Origin of the sequence: Rhodoplanes sp. P11, assembly GCF_964266735.1 — a bacterium.
GTDB classification, from domain to species: Bacteria; Pseudomonadota; Alphaproteobacteria; order Rhizobiales; family Xanthobacteraceae; genus Rhodoplanes; species Rhodoplanes serenus.
This window is the reverse complement of the sequence record NZ_CAXWGY010000019.1, coordinates 281,733-298,155: the sequence shown is the minus strand read 5'-3', so window position 1 is coordinate 298,155 and position 16,423 is coordinate 281,733. Positions and strand designations below refer to the sequence as shown.

At 71.3% G+C, this 16,423-nt stretch carries 14 protein-coding genes; 7 read left to right on the top strand and 7 right to left on the bottom strand.

Annotation, left to right across the window (positions count from 1 at the left end; translation table 11 throughout):
* Positions 1-35: 35 nt before the first annotated feature.
* From ACFQUV_RS20495 to dctP, 4 genes are all read right to left on the bottom strand, one after another.
* The gene (locus ACFQUV_RS20495) at positions 36-1,541 is read right to left on the bottom strand and encodes a malonyl-CoA decarboxylase (RefSeq protein WP_129607189.1); all 1,506 of its coding nucleotides are present in this window, start codon (positions 1,539-1,541) and stop codon (positions 36-38) included.
* Positions 1,538-2,863, bottom strand: a complete 1,326-nt coding sequence (locus tag ACFQUV_RS20490) for a TRAP transporter large permease (protein ID WP_129607188.1) — start codon at positions 2,861-2,863, stop codon at positions 1,538-1,540. The genes ACFQUV_RS20495 and ACFQUV_RS20490 overlap by 4 nt, the downstream gene beginning before the upstream one ends.
* Entirely contained in the window at positions 2,860-3,384 is a 525-nt protein-coding gene (locus ACFQUV_RS20485) for a TRAP transporter small permease (protein WP_207211326.1), read from the bottom strand. The genes ACFQUV_RS20490 and ACFQUV_RS20485 overlap by 4 nt, the downstream gene beginning before the upstream one ends.
* Positions 3,385-3,478: 94 nt before the next feature.
* Positions 3,479-4,486 carry a TRAP transporter substrate-binding protein DctP gene (gene dctP, locus ACFQUV_RS20480; RefSeq protein ID WP_129607187.1) on the bottom strand — a complete coding sequence of 336 codons (1,008 nt, stop codon included), beginning with the start codon at positions 4,484-4,486 and terminating at the stop codon, positions 3,479-3,481.
* 158 nt (positions 4,487-4,644) lie between these two features.
* Between dctP and ACFQUV_RS20475 the strand changes: the two genes are divergently transcribed.
* From ACFQUV_RS20475 to ACFQUV_RS20460, 4 genes are read left to right on the top strand one after another with little or no spacing between them, the layout of a single operon-like run.
* Positions 4,645-5,352: a substrate-binding domain-containing protein gene (locus tag ACFQUV_RS20475; protein ID WP_165363728.1), complete on the top strand. Its 708-nt coding sequence runs from the start codon at positions 4,645-4,647 to the stop codon at positions 5,350-5,352.
* Between the two features lie 57 nt (positions 5,353-5,409).
* Positions 5,410-6,624 carry a CynX/NimT family MFS transporter gene (locus ACFQUV_RS20470; RefSeq protein WP_129607185.1) on the top strand — a complete coding sequence of 405 codons (1,215 nt, stop codon included), beginning with the start codon at positions 5,410-5,412 and terminating at the stop codon, positions 6,622-6,624.
* Between the two features lie 26 nt (positions 6,625-6,650).
* Positions 6,651-7,610, top strand: a complete 960-nt coding sequence (gene gluQRS / locus ACFQUV_RS20465; RefSeq protein WP_129607184.1) for a tRNA glutamyl-Q(34) synthetase GluQRS — start codon at positions 6,651-6,653, stop codon at positions 7,608-7,610.
* A gap of 46 nt (positions 7,611-7,656) precedes the next feature.
* Positions 7,657-8,577, top strand: a complete 921-nt coding sequence (locus tag ACFQUV_RS20460; RefSeq protein WP_129607183.1) for an efflux RND transporter periplasmic adaptor subunit — start codon at positions 7,657-7,659, stop codon at positions 8,575-8,577.
* Positions 8,578-8,584: 7 nt separating this feature from the next.
* Here the strand turns inward: ACFQUV_RS20460 and ACFQUV_RS20455 are convergent, their stop codons facing one another.
* Positions 8,585-9,382 carry an IclR family transcriptional regulator C-terminal domain-containing protein gene (locus ACFQUV_RS20455; RefSeq protein ID WP_129607182.1) on the bottom strand — a complete coding sequence of 266 codons (798 nt, stop codon included), beginning with the start codon at positions 9,380-9,382 and terminating at the stop codon, positions 8,585-8,587.
* 261 nt (positions 9,383-9,643) lie between these two features.
* Between ACFQUV_RS20455 and ACFQUV_RS20450 the strand changes: the two genes are divergently transcribed.
* Both ACFQUV_RS20450 and ACFQUV_RS20445 read left to right on the top strand, forming a co-directional pair.
* Positions 9,644-10,591, top strand: coding sequence for a tripartite tricarboxylate transporter substrate binding protein (locus tag ACFQUV_RS20450; RefSeq protein WP_244601406.1), 948 nt, complete (start codon positions 9,644-9,646; stop codon positions 10,589-10,591).
* A gap of 14 nt (positions 10,592-10,605) precedes the next feature.
* Positions 10,606-11,754 (top strand): Xaa-Pro peptidase family protein, encoded by a 1,149-nt coding sequence (locus ACFQUV_RS20445; RefSeq protein WP_165363727.1) that lies wholly within the window; start codon positions 10,606-10,608, stop codon positions 11,752-11,754.
* A 208-nt stretch (positions 11,755-11,962) separates the two neighbouring features.
* On the opposite strand, the gene ACFQUV_RS20440 is transcribed toward ACFQUV_RS20445, so the two are convergent.
* Both ACFQUV_RS20440 and ACFQUV_RS20435 read right to left on the bottom strand, forming a co-directional pair.
* Positions 11,963-14,380, bottom strand: a complete 2,418-nt coding sequence (locus tag ACFQUV_RS20440) for a transketolase (protein WP_129607180.1) — start codon at positions 14,378-14,380, stop codon at positions 11,963-11,965.
* A gap of 198 nt (positions 14,381-14,578) precedes the next feature.
* Positions 14,579-15,040, bottom strand: coding sequence for a DUF6163 family protein (locus tag ACFQUV_RS20435; protein WP_129607179.1), 462 nt, complete (start codon positions 15,038-15,040; stop codon positions 14,579-14,581).
* Between the two features lie 266 nt (positions 15,041-15,306).
* On the opposite strand from ACFQUV_RS20435, the gene hemB reads away from it, so the two are divergent.
* Positions 15,307-16,374, top strand: coding sequence for a porphobilinogen synthase (gene hemB, locus ACFQUV_RS20430; RefSeq protein WP_111384647.1), 1,068 nt, complete (start codon positions 15,307-15,309; stop codon positions 16,372-16,374).
* The last annotated feature ends 49 nt before the right edge of the window (positions 16,375-16,423 follow it).

Sequence of the window (16,423 nt, the reverse complement as noted above, 5' to 3'; positions counted from 1 at the left end):
CGGCTCCTGCCCGCGACCCCTGCCCGGCCGCGCCGCTACTTCGCGACGACCGGCGTCTCGGCGGCCGGCCGTGCCGGGGCGACCGCGGACGGCGCTTCCCCCGGGTCGGTCGCCGCCTTCTCGGCCGGCTTCTCGATCATCTTGACGGCCGCCTTGGCGGCCGGCTTCGGCTCGGTGCTCGCGGCCCCGACGACCGCCGACACGAGAGCGCGGCTCGGCTTGGCGAGCTTGCGCACCGCATTCGCGGCGATCACGGTGCGGCTCTCCGCATAGGCCTCGTGGTTCTTCTCGATCTCGCCGAGATCGTAGAGATAGTTGACCATCAGCCCGTAGGACTGCTCGCGGCCGCGGGTCGACAGGTCGGCCGGCCAGTTCAGCCGCTCCAGCCGGGCGCCATTGCCGAGATGGAAGCGGGCGACGGAGTCGATCGGCCGGCCGCGACGGTCACGCCCGTTCATGTAGTAGGCGCCGGCCGCGCGCAGCATCGGGTCGCGCAGCTCCTCGACGGTGGCCTTGTTCTCCCACCAGCCGTCCTCGTCGAGCCGGGCGAGCGCCACCCGGTCGGCCTCGCCGAGCAGCGGCGCCTCGGCCACCCGCTCGCGCTTGAGCCAGGAGGCGAAGTTGGGCGCCGGCGACAGCGTCACATAGGTCGAGAGCCGCGGGAAGTCGCGCGAGATCTCCGCCACCACCTGCTTGATCAGGAAGCTGCCGAAGGAGACGCTGGCCAGCCCGCGCTGGCAGTTGGAGATCGAGTAGAACACCGCCGTGGTGGCGCGCTCGGGGTCGATCGGCTCGCGCTCGGTGGCGAGAATCGGGCCGATGGCGCCCGGGATGTCGCGCACCAGCGCCACCTCGACGAAGATCAGCGGATCGTCGACCAGCGCCGGATGGAAGAAGGCGTAGCAGCGCCGGTCGGGCGGATCGATGCGGGCGCGCAGATCGTTCCAGTCGCGGATCTGGTGCACCGCCTCGTAGCGGATGATGCGCTCCAGCACCGCCGCCGGGGTCGACCAGTCGATCCGGCGCAGCACCAGGAAGCCGCGGTTGAACCACGACGCGAACAGGTGCCGGAAGTCGGCGTCGATCGGTTCGAGGTCGCTGCGGCGCGCCATCGCGGCGAGCAGATGCTCGCGCATGCGCACCAGCGAGGCGGTGCCGTGGGGCGCCAGGTTGAGGCGGCGGAACAGCTCCTGCCGGCGCGGCTCCGCCGCGAGATGGAGAAGATGCGCCGTATGGTCGCCGGGGTCGTCGCCGAACGCCTTGATGGCCTTGTCGACCTTGGCCCGGTCGGGTCCGAAGCGGGTCGCCAGGGCCTCGAAGAAGGCGATGCGCGGCCCGGTCTTCAGCTCGTCGTAGCGTTGCAGAATCTCGCGGGCGAGCGCCGTGCCGGAGGCTTCGCCGCGCCCCGACAGCAACGCCTCGCAGAGATCGACGAGGCTGTCGGAATGCACCTGGCCGGGCGGCTCGCGCCGCCGATCGAGCAGCCCGCGGCCACGCTCGCTGATGGATTGCAACAATTCGCCGAAAAAGGAGGTGTTCATCTGCCTGGTCCTGCCGGTCCCATCAGAGTATCGGGCAACCACGTGGCGATTTCGGGGACGATGCACAAGATCACCAGGGCGAGCAGCATTGCGCCCACATAGGGGATCGAGCCGAGCAGCACCGTCCGGGTCGGCACGTCGGGCGCGATGGCGTTGACGACGAACAGGTTGAGCCCGACCGGCGGGGTGATCAGCCCGATCTCCATGTTGATGGTGACGATGACGCCGAACCACACCGGGTCGAATCCCGCCTGGGTGATGATCGGCAGCAGGATCGGGCTGGTCATCAGGATGATGCCGGCCGGCGGGATGAAGCAGCCGGCGACCAGCAGGAACACGTTGATCATCGCCATCAGCACCCAGCGATTGACCTCGGCGGCGGCGATCGCCTGGGCCAGCGTCTGGGTGATGTAGAGCGAGCTGAGCATGTAGCCGAACAGCACCGCGGTCCCGATGATCATCAGGATCATCACCGATTCGCGGGTGGTCTCGCGCAGGATGCGCCACCAGGCGGCCGGGCTCCACATGCGGTAGATGGTCACCGCCAGCACGACGCAGAGCGCGGCGCCGACGCCGGCCGCCTCCGACGGTGTCGCGATGCCGCCGTAGAGCACGTACATGACGCCGACCACGATGATCAGGAACGGCGCCACCTTGGGGACGGAACGGAACTTGTCGCGCCAGGAGTAGCGGAACTCCGGCGCATAGGCGCGGAACCCCTTCCACCAGATGTAGAAGACGGTCCACAGCATGAACAGGCTGGTGAGCAGCAGCCCGGGCAGGACGCCGGCCAGGAACAGCCGGCCGATCGAAGTCTCGGTGGCGATGCCGTACAGGATGAAGGTGATCGACGGCGGGATGAGGATGCCCAGCGTGCCGCCGGCGCAGATCGAGCCGGTGGCGATCTCGGCCGGATAGCCGCGCTTGCGCATCTCCGGAATGCCCATCTTGCCGATCGCCGCGCAGGTCGCCGGCGACGAGCCGGTCAGCGCCGCGAACAGCGCACAGGCGCCGAGATTGGACACGACGAGGCCGCCCGGCACCCGGTAGAGCCAGCGGTCGAGCGCCTCGTAGAGGTCGCGGCCCGCCGGCGACGAGCCGATCGCCGCCCCCATCATGATGAACATCGGGATCGACACGAGGGTGAAGTCGTGCAGCCCCGAATAGAGCGTCTCGGCCACCACGCCGAGCGAGTCGGCGCCCTGGAACAGCACCAGGAACACGATGGCGACGGCGCCGAGCGCGAACGCGACCGGGGCCCCCGAGAGCAGCGCCACGATGGTGACGACGAGAACGATCGTCCCCTGCACGGCCGGGCTCATATGCCGCCCTCCAGCGGGCCTTCGGCCCCGAACGGCCGCGCCCGCCCGGTCACCAGCTCGTAGAGGTCGACGAGGTATTGCAGCGTCAGCACGCCGAGCCCGATCGGCATCGCCGCATAGGGAATCCACAGCCGCACGCGCCACATCGACTCGGAGACCCAACGGTTCTCCCAGGCTTCCAGCCAGAACAGGCCGGTGAGCCAGGTGGCCACGGCCGCGAACGCGAGCGACAGCACCGTCGCCACCACGGCGAGGCGGAAGCGCCCCCGCTCGCCCAGCATCAGCGGCACCACGTCGACGGCGACGTGGCCGCGCGTCATCAGCACATAGGGGGCGCCCACGAAGGTGGCGCCGACCAGGCTGAAGGTGACGAAGTCGGTCTGCCAGATGGTGTTCTGGTTGAGCACGTAGCGCACGAACACCATTTGGCACACCACCACGACGGCGGTGGCCGTGAGCGCGGCGGCGACGATCCCGCACACCAGCGAGACGCCGCGCACGGCCCGGATCAGCACGTCCATGTTGTCTCCCGGGATGATGGCCGATCGAGACCGGCGGGAAACGCCGGCGCGCCGGAACGAGCGTCGTCGCGCCGGCGGCCGCCCACGCGCCGCATCACTTCACGGCCAGTGCCTTGTCGATGAGCGCCTTGCCGTCCGGCACCTCGGCGGCGAACTCCTTGTAGGAGCTTTCCTGCGCCACCTTGATCCAGGCGTCGTACTCCGCCGCCGTCAGGGTGACGACCTCGACATTGTTCTTCTTGAACACCTCGATCATCTGCTGATCGAGGTCCTTGGAGGCGCCGTTGAAAAACGCCTCCGCCTTCTTGCCGGCGGCCAGCAGCGCCTCCTGCTGCGGCTTGGTCAGCCGGGCGAAGCTGCGCTTCGACATCAGCACCGGCTGGTACATGAACCACAGCGCGTTGTCGCCCGGCGCCGTGATGCACTTGACCTGCTCGTAGAGGCGGAACGACACGAAGCTGCCGGTCGAGGTGTCGGTCGCCTCGGCGACGCCGGTCTGGAGCGCGTTGTAGACCTCATTGCTCGGGATCGACACGATGGAGCCGCCGGCCTGCTGCCACATCGACGCGAAGGTCGGTCCGGCCGAGCGGATCTTGACGCCCTGCACGTCGGCGGGCGTGCGCACGCAGCCGCGCTTCGAGGCGACCGCGCCGGCCAGCCAGGCGTCCGCCAGCACCACCACGTTGGCCTTCTCGACGCGGGCGCGGATGTCCTGCATGAAGGGCGACTCGTTGAGGCGCTGCGCCCGCTCGTGGTTGCGCACCAGGCCGGGCATCAGGGTGGCGCCGAAGGCCCGCACCTTGCCGCTCGCGTAGTCGAGCGGGAACGACGAGATGTCGAGCTGGCCGTTGGCGAGCGCGTTCCACTGATCGTTGGGCTTGAACAGCGAGGCGCCCGGGAACACCTGGATGTCGAGCCCGACATTGGCGGCCTTCACCTCGCGGGCGATGATCTGCACCATCTCGTCGCGGGCGTCGCCCTTGCCGCCGGGAAACTGGTGCGAGGCGCGCAGCGTCACCTGGGCGTCGGCGGCCGCCGGAATCCCCACGGTCGGACCCGCCGCGAGCGCGGCGGCGAGCGCAAGCCTCCAATACCATCTCATGGTCGTCCTCCCGAACATGCTTGTTGTGGTCGTTTTTCGAGGTTGTATCGAACGCCAAGGACTGTCCTCTTGTCAAAGCACTGCAAACAGGAAAAACAGGGTGGACGGCAGCACTCCGACACCCATACGGACCGGCATGCCGCGTTGGAGGATGGGACGTGGCGACGAGCGACGGCAGCCGGCGGATTCCGCTTCGGATTCTCTCGACGCGCGCCACCCGGGGCGTGCTGACCGCACTGCTGCCCCTGGCCGAGCGCGACACCGGACGAGCGATCGCGGTCGACTATGCGGCCACCAACGAGCTGATCCCGCGCATCGCGGCGGGCGAGCGGGCCGACCTGGTGCTGCTCACCCGCGACGCCATCGACCGGCTGTGCGCCGACGGGGTGCTCGACCCGGCGACCCGCACCGACATCGCCCAGGCGCTGGTCGGGCTCGCCGTCAAGGCCGGCGCGCCACGCCCCGACATCGCGACCGTCGACGCCCTGGTGGCGACGCTGCGGGCGGCGCGCGCCGTCGCCTGGTCGCGCACCGGGGCGAGCGGCATCCATTTCGCCCGGGTCCTGACCCGACTCGGCATCCTGGAGGAGATCGCCGCCAAGGCGATCGTCCGCGACGGCTTCACCGGCGAGCTCGCCGCCAGCGGCCAGGTCGAGGTGGCGATCCAGCAGGTCAGCGAGCTGATGGCGGTCGACGGCGTCGACGTGGTCGGGCCGCTGCCCGACGCCGTCCAGGAGGTCACCGCCTTCGCGGGCGCGGTGTTCGTCGGGGCGCCCGATCCGGAGGGCGCGCGCGATCTGCTCGCCCGTCTCGTCGCGCCCGCGGCGCGGCCGCTCGTCGAGCGCAGCGGCCTGAAGCCGGTCTGACGACCGCGTCGCTGCTCGTCGCTCCTTCCGTTCGTCAGTCAGGAAAGTCCAGGGCCGATGCAGGCTCCCCGCTCCGAGACGGACACGGCCGGCGTCGGCCGGCTCGTCAATGCCATCATCCTGTTGTGGCTCGCCGGCATCGGCCTGCGCCTGACCATCCTGGCGGTGCCGCCCGTCATCCCGATGGTGCGCGACGATCTCGCGCTTTCGGCCACCGAGGTCGGGGTGCTCACCGGGATTCCGTCGGTGCTGTTCGCCCTCGCGGCCATCCCGGGCTCGCTGCTGATCGCCCGGTTCGGCGCCTTGACGACGCTGCTGGTCGGGCTGCTCGCCACCGCGGCCGGCTCGGCGCTGCGCGGGGTCGCGCCCGACATCTGGTTCCTCTATGGCGCCACCGTGATCACCGGCTTCGGCGTCGCCGTGATGCAGCCGGCCCTGCCGCCGCTGGTGCGGGCCTGGATGCCGCAGCGGATCGGCTTCGGCACCGCCGTCTACGCCAACGGCCTGCTGGTCGGCGAGGTGGTGCCGGTCGCCCTCACGCTGCCGCTCGTGGTGCCGCTCGCCGGCGGCTGGCGCGGCAGCTTCATGGCCTGGGCGGTGCCGTGCGTCGTGGTCGCGCTGATCATCCTGGTGGCGGCGCCGCGGTCGCGCGGCGACGGCGCGGGCGGCCCTGCGACGAACCGCAAGTGGTGGCCGGACTGGCGCAGCGGCCTGTTGTGGCGGATCGGCATCATGTTCGGCACCGTCAACGCCATGTACTTCACCACCAACGCCTTCGTGCCCGACATCCTGACCCGCACCGGACGCGGCGATCTCGTCAGCATCACGCTGACGGCGCTCAACATCGGCCAGATTCCGGCGTCTCTGCTGCTGCTCGTCTTCGCCGGCCGGCTGGTCGGCCATGTGTGGCCCTACGTGGCGTGCGGCGTGATCTCGTTCGCGGCGCTGATCGGCATGATGTTCGGATCGCCCGCCGTGATCGTCGCCTCGTCGCTCGTCGTCGGCTTCGCGGCCGCCTCGGTGCTCATCCTCATCTTCGCGCTGCCGCCGCTGCTGGCACGGCCCGACGACGTCCACCGGCTCGCCGCCGGGATGTTCACCATCAGCTACTCGTGCGCCGTCATCACGCCGGTGCTCAGCGGCCTCGCCTGGGACCTGTCGGGCGAGCCGCTGGCCGCCTTCGTGCCGGTGCTGATCGGCGCCGTGGTGCTGGCCGCGCTGGCCCCGAGCGTCGCCCATGTCCGCCGCGCGTCGGCCGACGTCCACGCCTGACGGGGCGCGACCGGGAGCCCGCCGCCATGGCCACGGTCCCGACCTTCCGGTTCGCGCCGAGCCCCAACGGCCACCTGCATCTCGGCCACGCGCTGTCGGCGCTGCTCAACGCCGACCTCGCGCGAGCGGCCGGCGGGCGCCTGCTCGTCCGCATCGAGGACATCGACGCGAGCCGCTGCCGTCCGCAATACGAGGCCGCCATCCACGAGGATCTGGCCTGGCTCGGCCTCGCCTGGGAGACGCCGGTGCGGCGCCAGTCCGAGCACTTCGCGGCCTACCGGGCCGCGCTGGACCGGCTCGACGCCCTCGGCGTTCTCTATCCGGCCTTCGAGAGCCGCGCCGAGATCGTCCGCCGGGTGGCGGAGCGCGAGCGGGAGCAAGGCACCCCGTGGCCGCGCGATCCCGACGGCGCCCCGCTCTATCCCGGCGACGCCAAGACCCTGCCGGCGGCCGAGCGCACCGCCCGCATCGCCCGCGGCGATCCGCACGTCCTGCGGCTCGATCTCGCCGCCGCCCTCGCCCGGCTCGGGCCGGAGGCCGAGCGGCTCGCCTGGGACGAGCAGGGCGAAGGCCCCGACGGCGAGACCGGGCGGGTGACGGCGCGGCCCGAGCTGTGGGGCAACGTGGTGCTGGCGCGGCGCGACGTGCCGGCGAGCTATCACCTCGCTGTGGTGGTCGACGACGCCGCCCAGGGCGTCACCGACGTGGTGCGCGGCCGCGACCTGTTCGCCGCCACCGCGGTTCACCGGCTCTTGCAGGCGCTTCTCGGCCTGCCGGCGCCGCGCTACCGGCACCACCGGCTGCTGCTCGACGCCGACGGCCGCAAGCTCTCCAAGTCGACCGGCGCCACCGGCCTGCGCGAGCTGCGGGCGGCCGGCGTGACGCCGGCCGAGATTCGCCACCGCGTCGGGCTCGGGCCGGAACCGGACGATTCGAGGACCGCGCCCGGCAGCCTTGATCGCGACACGCCACAGGTGCAGGAATAGGTGGTGATTTCAGTCGTCCCTCGGCGGACTTTTTTACGAGGCGAACATGACTTTGCATCACCAGTTCCTCCCTGCCCGCTCTCACCGTATCGCCGTCGCGGCCGGCGCCACCCTGGTGGCGCTGCTCTCCGGCGCCCCGGCGGGCGCCGCCGAGGACCCGTCCCAGGCCGGGATGGCGGTCTCGGTGGTGCGCGCCAAGCGGGCCTGCTTCTCCGACACGGTGCGGGTCGCCGGCACCGTGGTGGCACGCGAGGAGTCGCAGGTGCGGCCCGAGATCGAGGGCGTCCGCGTCTCCCAGATCCTGGTGGAGAACGGCGACGCCGTGACGTCCGGCCAGGTGCTGGCCCGGCTCGCCAAGATCGAGGGCATGAACGCCCCCGCCTCCGCGTTCGTGATCCAGGCGCCGGTCGCCGGCGTGGTCGGCCGCACCATGACCCAGGTCGGCGCCATGGTGTCGGCGAGCGCGCCGCCGATGTTCCTGATCATCGCGGGCGGCGAGGTCGAGCTGCAAGCCGACATCCCGTCGACCCGCATCGGCAAGATCGCGGTGGGCCAGCCGGCGCGGATCGACATCACCGGCCTCGGCGCCGTCGGCGGGCGAGTGCGTACCGTGTCGCCGGCGATCGACCCGGCCACCCAGGCGGGCCAGGCCCGCATCTCGCTCGGCGAGGACCGCCGCATCAAGGTCGGCACCTTCGCGCGCGCCACCGTCGAGGTGGGGTCGAGCTGCGGCGCCAGCGTGCCCCTGTCGGCGATCCAGTTCGGGCCGCTCGGCCCGGTCGTCCAGGTGGTGCGCGACAATCGGGTCGAGACCCGGCCGGTGCCGATCGGGCTCCAGGCGGGCGGCAGCGTCGAGGTGCGCCAGGGGCTCGCCGACGGCGACCTGGTGGTGCGCCGCGCCGGCACCTTCCTGCGCGAAGGCGACCGCGTCCGCGCCGTGCTCGACGAGACGCCGGTGCGGAACTGAGGCCCGGTCAGGCGGGCGGCAGGCGCCGCTCGATCTCGGCCGCCACCGCCAGCAGGCGGTCACGGAAGGTCGCGACGAAATCCGCCTCGCCGTGGCGGGCCAGATTGGTGCTGAGATTGACCGCCGCGACCACGCGGCCGCGGGTATCGCGGATCGCCGCCGCGAGGCCGCAGGCGCCGATCTCCAGCTCCTCGCTCACCATCGCCCAGCCGGCGCGCCGGGTGGCCGCCACGGCAGTGGCCAGCGCCTCCGGATCGGTCAGCGTGCGCGGCGTGTAGGCCGGCAGCGGCTTGCGCGTCAGCAGTCCGCGCACCGCCTCGTCGGTCAGGCCTGACAGCAGCACCCGGCCCATCGAGGTGCAGAAGGCCGGCAGGCGGCTGCCGATGGTGAGGCTGCGCCGCAGCACCCCCTGCACCTCGGCGCGCGCCACATAGACCAGCTCGTCGCCGTCCAGCACCGAGACCGCCACGACCTCGTCGGCCTCCCGCGACAGCCGCTCGATCAGCGGCTGCGCCACCTCGCGCAGCCCGAGCGACGACAGATAGGCGAAGCCCAGCCGCAGCACCCGCGGCGTCAGGATGAAGCCGCCGTCGCGCGGCTCCGCCAGCCCCAGCGCCACCAGGGTGAGCACCAGCCGCCGCACGCCGGCGCGCGGCAGGCCGGTGCGCCGCGCCAGATCGGCGAGCGAGCGGGCGCCGCCATCCGGGCCGAACGCCCCGATCACGGCGAGCCCCTTGGCGAAGGCTTCGACGAAGCCGTCGTGGCCGGACGGCCAGGCGGCGATCTCGTCCGGCGTCGCGAGCATTTACCCGGTCCCTTCCTGCTGCTACGAATGTTCGAACAACGATAATATGTTCGACAGACGAACACAACAGGAGGAGCAGGCATGACGGTCGGGGCTCGCCGGCGGCAGGCAGTGACGGGATTCGGACCGGGGGCGTCGGGGACGCCCGAGCCGCACACGCCGGTGACGGGCGGATACGGGCGCCATAGGCCGGGGCCGTGGGCGTCGGCGAGCGGCGGCAACCGTGCCGCCGCGACCGTTCTGGCGGCCGTTCAGGCGGCCGTGCTGGCTGTTGCGGGACTGTGGGCGGCCGCACCGGCGCGCGCCGAGGACTATCCGGTCCGCCCGATCCGGCTGGTGGTGCCGGCCGCCGCAGGCGGTCCGACCTACATCACCGCCCGGATGCTCGCCGAGAAGATGGAGAAGCCGCTCGGCCAGCCGGTGATCGTCGAGGCGAAGCCCGGCGGCGGCGGCAATGTCGGGGCCGACCTCGTCGCGAAGAGTGCCCCCGACGGCTACACCATCCTGATGGCCACCATCGGCAGCCACTCCATCAACAAGAGCCTCTATCGCAAACTCTCCTACGACCCGCAGAAGGACTTCGTGCCGATCTCGCAGGTGGTCCAGTATCCCCTGCTGCTGGTCGTCAATCCGGGCCTGCCGGCCCGCTCGGTCGGCGAGCTGATCGCGTATGCGCGCGCCAATCCCGGCAAGGTGCTGCGGGCCTCCGGCGGCATCGGCACCTCGATGCATCTGTCGGGCGAGCTGTTCGTCCATCAGGCCGGCCTCGACATGCCGCACGTGCCCTACAAGGGCAGCGCCCCGGCGCTCGCCGACGTCGCCGGCAACCACGTCCAGGTGATGTTCGACGCACTGATGACGGCGCTGCCGCTGGTCCAAGGCGGCCAACTCCGGGCGCTGGCAGTCACCGGCACCCGGCGCTCCCCCGTGGTGCCCGAGGTGCCGACCGTCGCCGAGGCGGGCCTGCCCGAGTACAGCGCCACCGGCTGGATCGGGCTCGCGGCGCCGGCCGGGACGCCCGACCCGATCGTCCGCAAGCTCGCCGCCGCGGTGTCGACCGCCCTCGCCGATCCGGATCTCCGCAAGGCGCTGACCGAGCAGGCGGCCGAGCCGGTCGGCTCGTCGCCGGATGCGTTCGCCCGCTTCATCGCGGCGGAGTCGGAGAAATGGGCCAAGGCCGTGAAGGCCGCCGGCATCGTGGTGGACTGAACGGACAAACCGACATGCAGAGCATCGATTTCGGCGCCCGCGTCGCGGCGCTGGCGGCGCGGCTCGCCCGCGAGAACGTCGCCGCCTATGTGGGCACCCGCCAGGCGGTGCTGCACTATCTGTGCGGAACCTTCATGCCGTGGCGCGGCGCCGTGGTGGTGACGGCGGACGGCGACGCCGCCGTCGTCTACTGGGCGATGGATTCCGAGCGGGTGATCGCCGAGGGCTGCGCCCTGCCGGTCGAGACCTTCATCGGCTCGGGGCTGGTCGAGGCGATCGCCACGCGGCTCGCGGCGCACGGCGCCGAGCGCGGCACCATCGGGCTCGACCTCGCCCATCCAGGCGCCGCCCAGATCGCCCCCGGCATGCTGACGGCGGGCGAGCATCTCGATCTCGCGGCGCGGCTGCCGGCGGCGCGGCTCGTCAACGGCGTGCGCTGGATCGACGACCTGATGCTGATCAAGTCGCCGGCCGAGATCGAGCGGCTGCGCCGTGCCGGCGCCGTTGCGGATCACGGCTTCCGGGCCGGGCTCGCGGCGATCGCCACGGGTGTCACCGAGAACCACGTGGCCGGCGTGGTCGAGGCGGCGATCCGCGACCACGGCAGCACCTGGGCGTGGTCGGTGACGGGCGGCACCGAGGTCGGCGCCGGCGAGCGCACCAGCTTCCTGCGCGGCGTCACCCAGCAGAGCACCGACCGGCCGATCGGCCGCGACGAGTTCGTGGTCATCGACCTGCATCCGATGATCGATCTCTATCTCTCGGATCTCTCGGTGCCGGTGTTCTTCGGCACGCCGAACGCCGCCCAAGAGCGCGCCATCGCGGCCTGGGAGGACGTCGTCGCCACCATGCTGGCGGGGCTGAAGCCCGGCCGGACGGTACGCGACTGCGCCGCCGACGGCGTCGCCGCCTTCGCGCGCTCCGGGCTCGGGGAGTTCGGCCTGCCGCTGTTCGGGCACGGCCTCGGCACCTGCGCGCGGACGCGGCCGTTCATGAACGCCGGCAGCGACGACGTGCTCGCCCCGGGCATGGTGATCGCGCTCGGCACGCACTTCTATCAGCCGGGCGTCGCCGGCATGCGTCTCGAATATCCGGTGCTGATCGGCGAGCACGGCGCCGAGCCGCTGGTCGAGACGCCCGCCGTGGTGCACCGGCGCGCCTGATACGCTGTCCGGGAGATCGGCGCGGGGGCTTACCCTCTCCCGTCGGGAGAGGGTCGGCGAGCAGAGCGAGCCGGGGTGAGAGACGCAAGCATCGAAGGATGGTCCCGCCCCCTCACCCGCCGCGCTTCGCGCGTCGACCTCTCCCCATGGGGAGAGGTGAACGCCCTGCCGTCCGCCTCACGTCGGCAGCGCCCTCACAGTGCCGCCCTCACAGGGCCTTCAGCCAGCGGATCGGACGGCCCGGGGCGATCGCCTGGGCGGCCGCCACGATGGCGTTGGCGTCGATGCCGTAGTGGCGGTAGAGGTCCGGCAGCGATCCGGTCTGGCCGAAATGCTCGACCCCGAGCGGCCGCGTGCGGTGGCCCGCCACGGCGCCGAGCCAGCCGAGCGTCGCCGGATGCCCGTCCAGCACCGTGACGAGGCCGCAATGCGACGGCACCTCGGCGAGCAGCCGCTCGATATGGGAGCGCGCATGCGGAAGGCCGCGCTCGCGGGCTCGGCTCGCCGCCGTCCAGCCGGCATTGAGACGGTCCGCCGAGGTCACCGCCAAGAGGCCGACGTCGCGGCGGTCCTCCGCCATCAGGCCGACCGCCTGGATCGCCTCCGGCGCGACCGCGCCCGTGTAGGCCACCACCACCTGGCAGTTGGGGCCGGGCTTCCTCATCCAGTAGGCGCCGTCGATGATGTCCTGGCGCAGCGCCGCCGTCATCGGCCGCTGCGGCTGCTCGATCGGCCGGGTGGAGAGCCGCAGATAGACCGAGCCGCCGGTCTCGTCGCGCAGCCAGGTGCGTTCGCACGGCTCGCCCTCGCCGTCCCGCTGCACATAGTCGAACGCGAAGGCCAGGATGGCCGCGACCTCGTCGACGAAGGACGGCTCGAAGGCGGCGAGCCCGTCCTGGGCCAGACCGATCAGCGGCGTGCCGATCGACTGATGCGCCCCGCCCTCCGGCGCCAGCGTGATGCCCGAGGGCGTCGCCACCAGGATGAAGCGGGCGTCCTGGTAGCAGGCGTAGTTGAGCGCATCGAGGCCGCGGCAGATGAACGGGTCGTAGAGGGTGCCGATCGGGAACAGCCGCTCGCCGAACAGCGAATGCGACAGGCCGAACGCCGACAGGAGGATGAACAGGTTCATCTCGGCGATGCCGAGCTCGACATGCTGGCCGGTGGGCGAGAACTCCCAGGTCAGCGTCGAGGGGATGCGCTCGCTCTTGAAGGTGTCGACCATCGGCTCGCGGGCGAACAGGCCGCGGCGGTTCACCCAGGCGCCCAGATTGGTCGACATGGTGACGTCCGGCGAGGTGGTCACCACCCGATCCGCGAAGGCAGAGTCCTGCTTGCCGATGCCGTTCAGGATCAGCCCGAAGCCTTGCTGGGTCGACATCACCGGCTGGATCTCGACCGGCAGCTCGGCCGGCACCGTCACGGCGTCGGCGCGGTATCGCCGCGGCCCGCCTTGGGCGAACGGCACCCGGTCGAGGAAGGTCCGCAACGCCGCCTCCGGCAGGTCGAGGCCCTCGAAATGGTCCCACTCGTGGCCCGGGCGGATGCGCATGGCGGCCCGCAGGGTCTCCATCTGGGCCGCCGTCATCAGGCCCGCATGATTGTCCTTGTGGCCGGCGAGCGGCAGGCCGTGGCCCTTCACCGTGTAGGCGATGAAGCAGGTCGGGCGGTCGTGATGGACCTTGCCGAAGGCGTCGAGCAGCGTCGGCAGATCGTGGCCGGCCAGGTTGGTCATCAGCCGGGCCAGCTCGTCGTCGGGCTGCTGATGGAGCCGCTGGCCGAGCGGCCCGAGGCCGGCGAGATCGTCGCCGAAGTCGGCGGCCAGCCGCTTGCGCCAGGCGGCGCCGCCCTGGAAGGTCAGCGCCGAATAGAGCTGGTTCGGGCAGGTATCGATCCAGGCGCGCAGCTTGTCGCCGCCCGGCTCGGCGAAGGCGCGCTCCAGCAGCACCCCGTATTTGAGGATCACCACGTCCCAGCCGAAGGCCCGGAACAGCGCCTCGTAGCGCTCCCACAGGCCCTCGCGCACCACCGCGTCGAGGCTCTGGCGGTTGTAGTCGATGATCCACCAGCAGTTGCGCAGCCCCTGCTTCCAGCCCTCCAGCAGCGCCTCGAAGATGTTGCCCTCGTCCATCTCGGCGTCGCCGACGAGCGCGATCATCCGGCCCGGCGGCCGGTCGGCCGCGAAGCCGCGGGCCTGCACGTAGTCCTGGACCAGCGAGGCGAACAGCGTCTGGGCGACGCCGAGGCCGACCGAGCCGGTGGAGAAGTCGACGTCGTCGGTGTCCTTGGTGCGCGACGGATAGCTCTGGGCGCCCTTGTAGCCGCGGAAGGCGAGAAGCTTCTCCTGCGTCTGGCGGCCCAGGAGATACTGGATGGCGTGGAAGATCGGGCTCGCATGCGGCTTGACGGCGACGCGGTCCTGCGGCCGCAGGACGTCGAAGTAGAGCGCCGTCATGATGGTGGAGAGCGACGCCGAGGACGCCTGATGGCCTCCGACCTTCAGCCCGTCGACATTGTCGCGGACATGGTTGGCCTGATGGATGGTCCAGGCGGCCAGCCACAGCACCTTGCGCTCCAAGGCCGCCAGGATGGTGGTGCGGTCGAGGCGGGTCGGATCGTTGGTCATGGCGCTGTCCTGCGGGGTCGCTGTCGCGCGCGCAGGATACGGCGGTGCAACCGCCGGCTCAAAGCACATTCCCGCATGCCGGCCGGGCGCCCGTCGGGCGGCGGGCGCGGCTCGGCCCGACTGCTCGCGGGCCGCTGGCGGCCTGCGAGCAGGGTCAGTTGGGTTGCTCGCGGGCCGCTGGCGGCCGGCGAGCGAAAGTCAGTTCGGTTGCTCGCGGGCCGCCTGGATGGCGAAGAACAGATAGGCGGCGATCAGCCCGACGAGGCCCGCAACGACGATCCAGTGCAACCCGTAGATCAGCGGAAAGAACACCTGCACGACGATCATGGTGACCGAGCCGGTGAGCCACACGACCGCGCCCCACGGGGTGGCGAGCCACAGGCCGACCGCGGCGACGAGGTCGATCACCGCGAAGAACACCGTGGCGGTCTGCCAGGAGAGGGATTGCGCGTCGAACCCCTGATCGGCCGAAACCCCGATGCCGCACACCGCGGACCAGTGATAGAGGCCCTTCAGCATCGCCAGGCCGGCGGTGATGCGCAGGAAGACGACGAGCCGCCAGGCCCAGCCCTCGCGGTCCGGCCGATAGTCCTCGGCCTGCACGGGGGCGAGCTGCTCGACGAGCTCCCCGGCCGGTGCCGGGCTCGGCAGGCGCTTCATGCCGCGCCGCTCCGGATGGCCGGGCGGCCCGGCCCGGTCGCGCGTGGGTCGATGCGAGGAAGGCGGACGACTGTCAAGAACATGGAACACCGAGCCGGAACGCGCTAGAGCGTGGTGCGGGCGAGACGCCCTGCGGACCCGGTCCGCCGGGCGGACCCGCGCCCGACGACGCCCCTTCATTCGCCGTGCGCCCGCCGGCCCCGCCCCGCCCAACCGGGATGCGCGACACACGCGAGAGCCACGGAAGAGACTTACGGAGAACAGCCATGGCCATCAAGTACGGACGCCCGCTGGAGTCCAAGGTCCGGGTGGTCCCGGCCGGAGACCCCACAGCCGACGGGCTCGACCTCGTCCACCGCCCGCGCCGCAACCGCCGCACCGACTGGGCGCGTCGCCTCGTCCGCGAAAATGTGCTCACCGCCAACGACCTGATCTGGCCGCTGTTCCTGGTCGACGGCGACAATGTCCGCACGCCGGTGCCGTCGATGCCGGGGGTCGACCGCATCTCGCTCGATCAGGCGGTGCGCGAGGCCGAGCGGGCCGCCGCGCTCGACATCCCGTGCCTCGCCCTGTTCCCCTACACCGACCCGGCGCTGCGCGACGAGAACGGCACCGAGGCGCTCAATCCCGACAACCTGGTCTGCCGCACCGTCCGGGCCATCAAGAAGGCAGTTCCGAATATCGGCCTCCTGTGCGACGTGGCGCTGGACCCCTACACCAGCCACGGTCACGACGGCCTGCTGCGCGACGGCCAGATCCTCAATGACGAGACGGTCGCCGTGCTGACCCAGCAGAGCGTCCTCCAGGTCGAGGCCGGCTGTGACATCATCGCCCCCTCCGACATGATGGACGGCCGCATCGGCGCCATCCGTCAGGCCCTCGACGACGCCGGCCATACCGGCATCCAGATCATGGCCTATGCGGCCAAGTACGCCTCGGTGTTCTACGGCCCGTTCCGCGACGCGGTCGGCTCGTCGGCGACGCTGACCGGCGACAAGCGCACCTATCAGATGGACTTCTGCAACACCGACGAGGCGCTGCGCGAGGTCGAGCTGGACCTGGAGGAAGGCGCCGACATGGTGATGGTGAAGCCCGGGCTGCCCTATCTGGACATCGTTCGGCGCATCAAGGACACCTTCGCGGTGCCGACCTTTGCCTATCAAGTTTCGGGTGAATATGCGATGATCCACGCGGCCGCCGGCAATGGCTGGCTGGACGGGGAGAAGGCCATGCTGGAAAGCCTGATGGCCTTCAAGCGGGCGGGGGCAGACGGCATCCTCACTTACTTTGCGCCGCGTGTGGCCGAAAAGCTGAGGCAGGGCCGTCTGTTTTAGAAGGTTCTTGAAGTCGGCTCGCAGCCGGCCTCCTGCTCCGATCACCGCC

Coding starts and splice junctions, on each gene's coding strand:
- ACFQUV_RS20495 (WP_129607189.1), bottom strand. CDS start 1,541: ATGAACACCTCCTTTTTCGGCGAATTGTTGCAATCCATCAGCGAGCGT.
- ACFQUV_RS20490 (WP_129607188.1), bottom strand. CDS start 2,863: ATGAGCCCGGCCGTGCAGGGGACGATCGTTCTCGTCGTCACCATCGTG.
- ACFQUV_RS20485 (WP_207211326.1), bottom strand. CDS start 3,384: ATGGACGTGCTGATCCGGGCCGTGCGCGGCGTCTCGCTGGTGTGCGGG.
- dctP (WP_129607187.1), bottom strand. CDS start 4,486: ATGAGATGGTATTGGAGGCTTGCGCTCGCCGCCGCGCTCGCGGCGGGT.
- ACFQUV_RS20470 (WP_129607185.1), top strand. CDS start 5,410: ATGCAGGCTCCCCGCTCCGAGACGGACACGGCCGGCGTCGGCCGGCTC.
- gluQRS (WP_129607184.1), top strand. CDS start 6,651: ATGGCCACGGTCCCGACCTTCCGGTTCGCGCCGAGCCCCAACGGCCAC.
- ACFQUV_RS20460 (WP_129607183.1), top strand. CDS start 7,657: ATGACTTTGCATCACCAGTTCCTCCCTGCCCGCTCTCACCGTATCGCC.
- ACFQUV_RS20455 (WP_129607182.1), bottom strand. CDS start 9,382: ATGCTCGCGACGCCGGACGAGATCGCCGCCTGGCCGTCCGGCCACGAC.
- ACFQUV_RS20445 (WP_165363727.1), top strand. CDS start 10,606: ATGCAGAGCATCGATTTCGGCGCCCGCGTCGCGGCGCTGGCGGCGCGG.
- ACFQUV_RS20440 (WP_129607180.1), bottom strand. CDS start 14,380: ATGACCAACGATCCGACCCGCCTCGACCGCACCACCATCCTGGCGGCC.
- ACFQUV_RS20435 (WP_129607179.1), bottom strand. CDS start 15,040: ATGAAGCGCCTGCCGAGCCCGGCACCGGCCGGGGAGCTCGTCGAGCAG.
- hemB (WP_111384647.1), top strand. CDS start 15,307: ATGGCCATCAAGTACGGACGCCCGCTGGAGTCCAAGGTCCGGGTGGTC.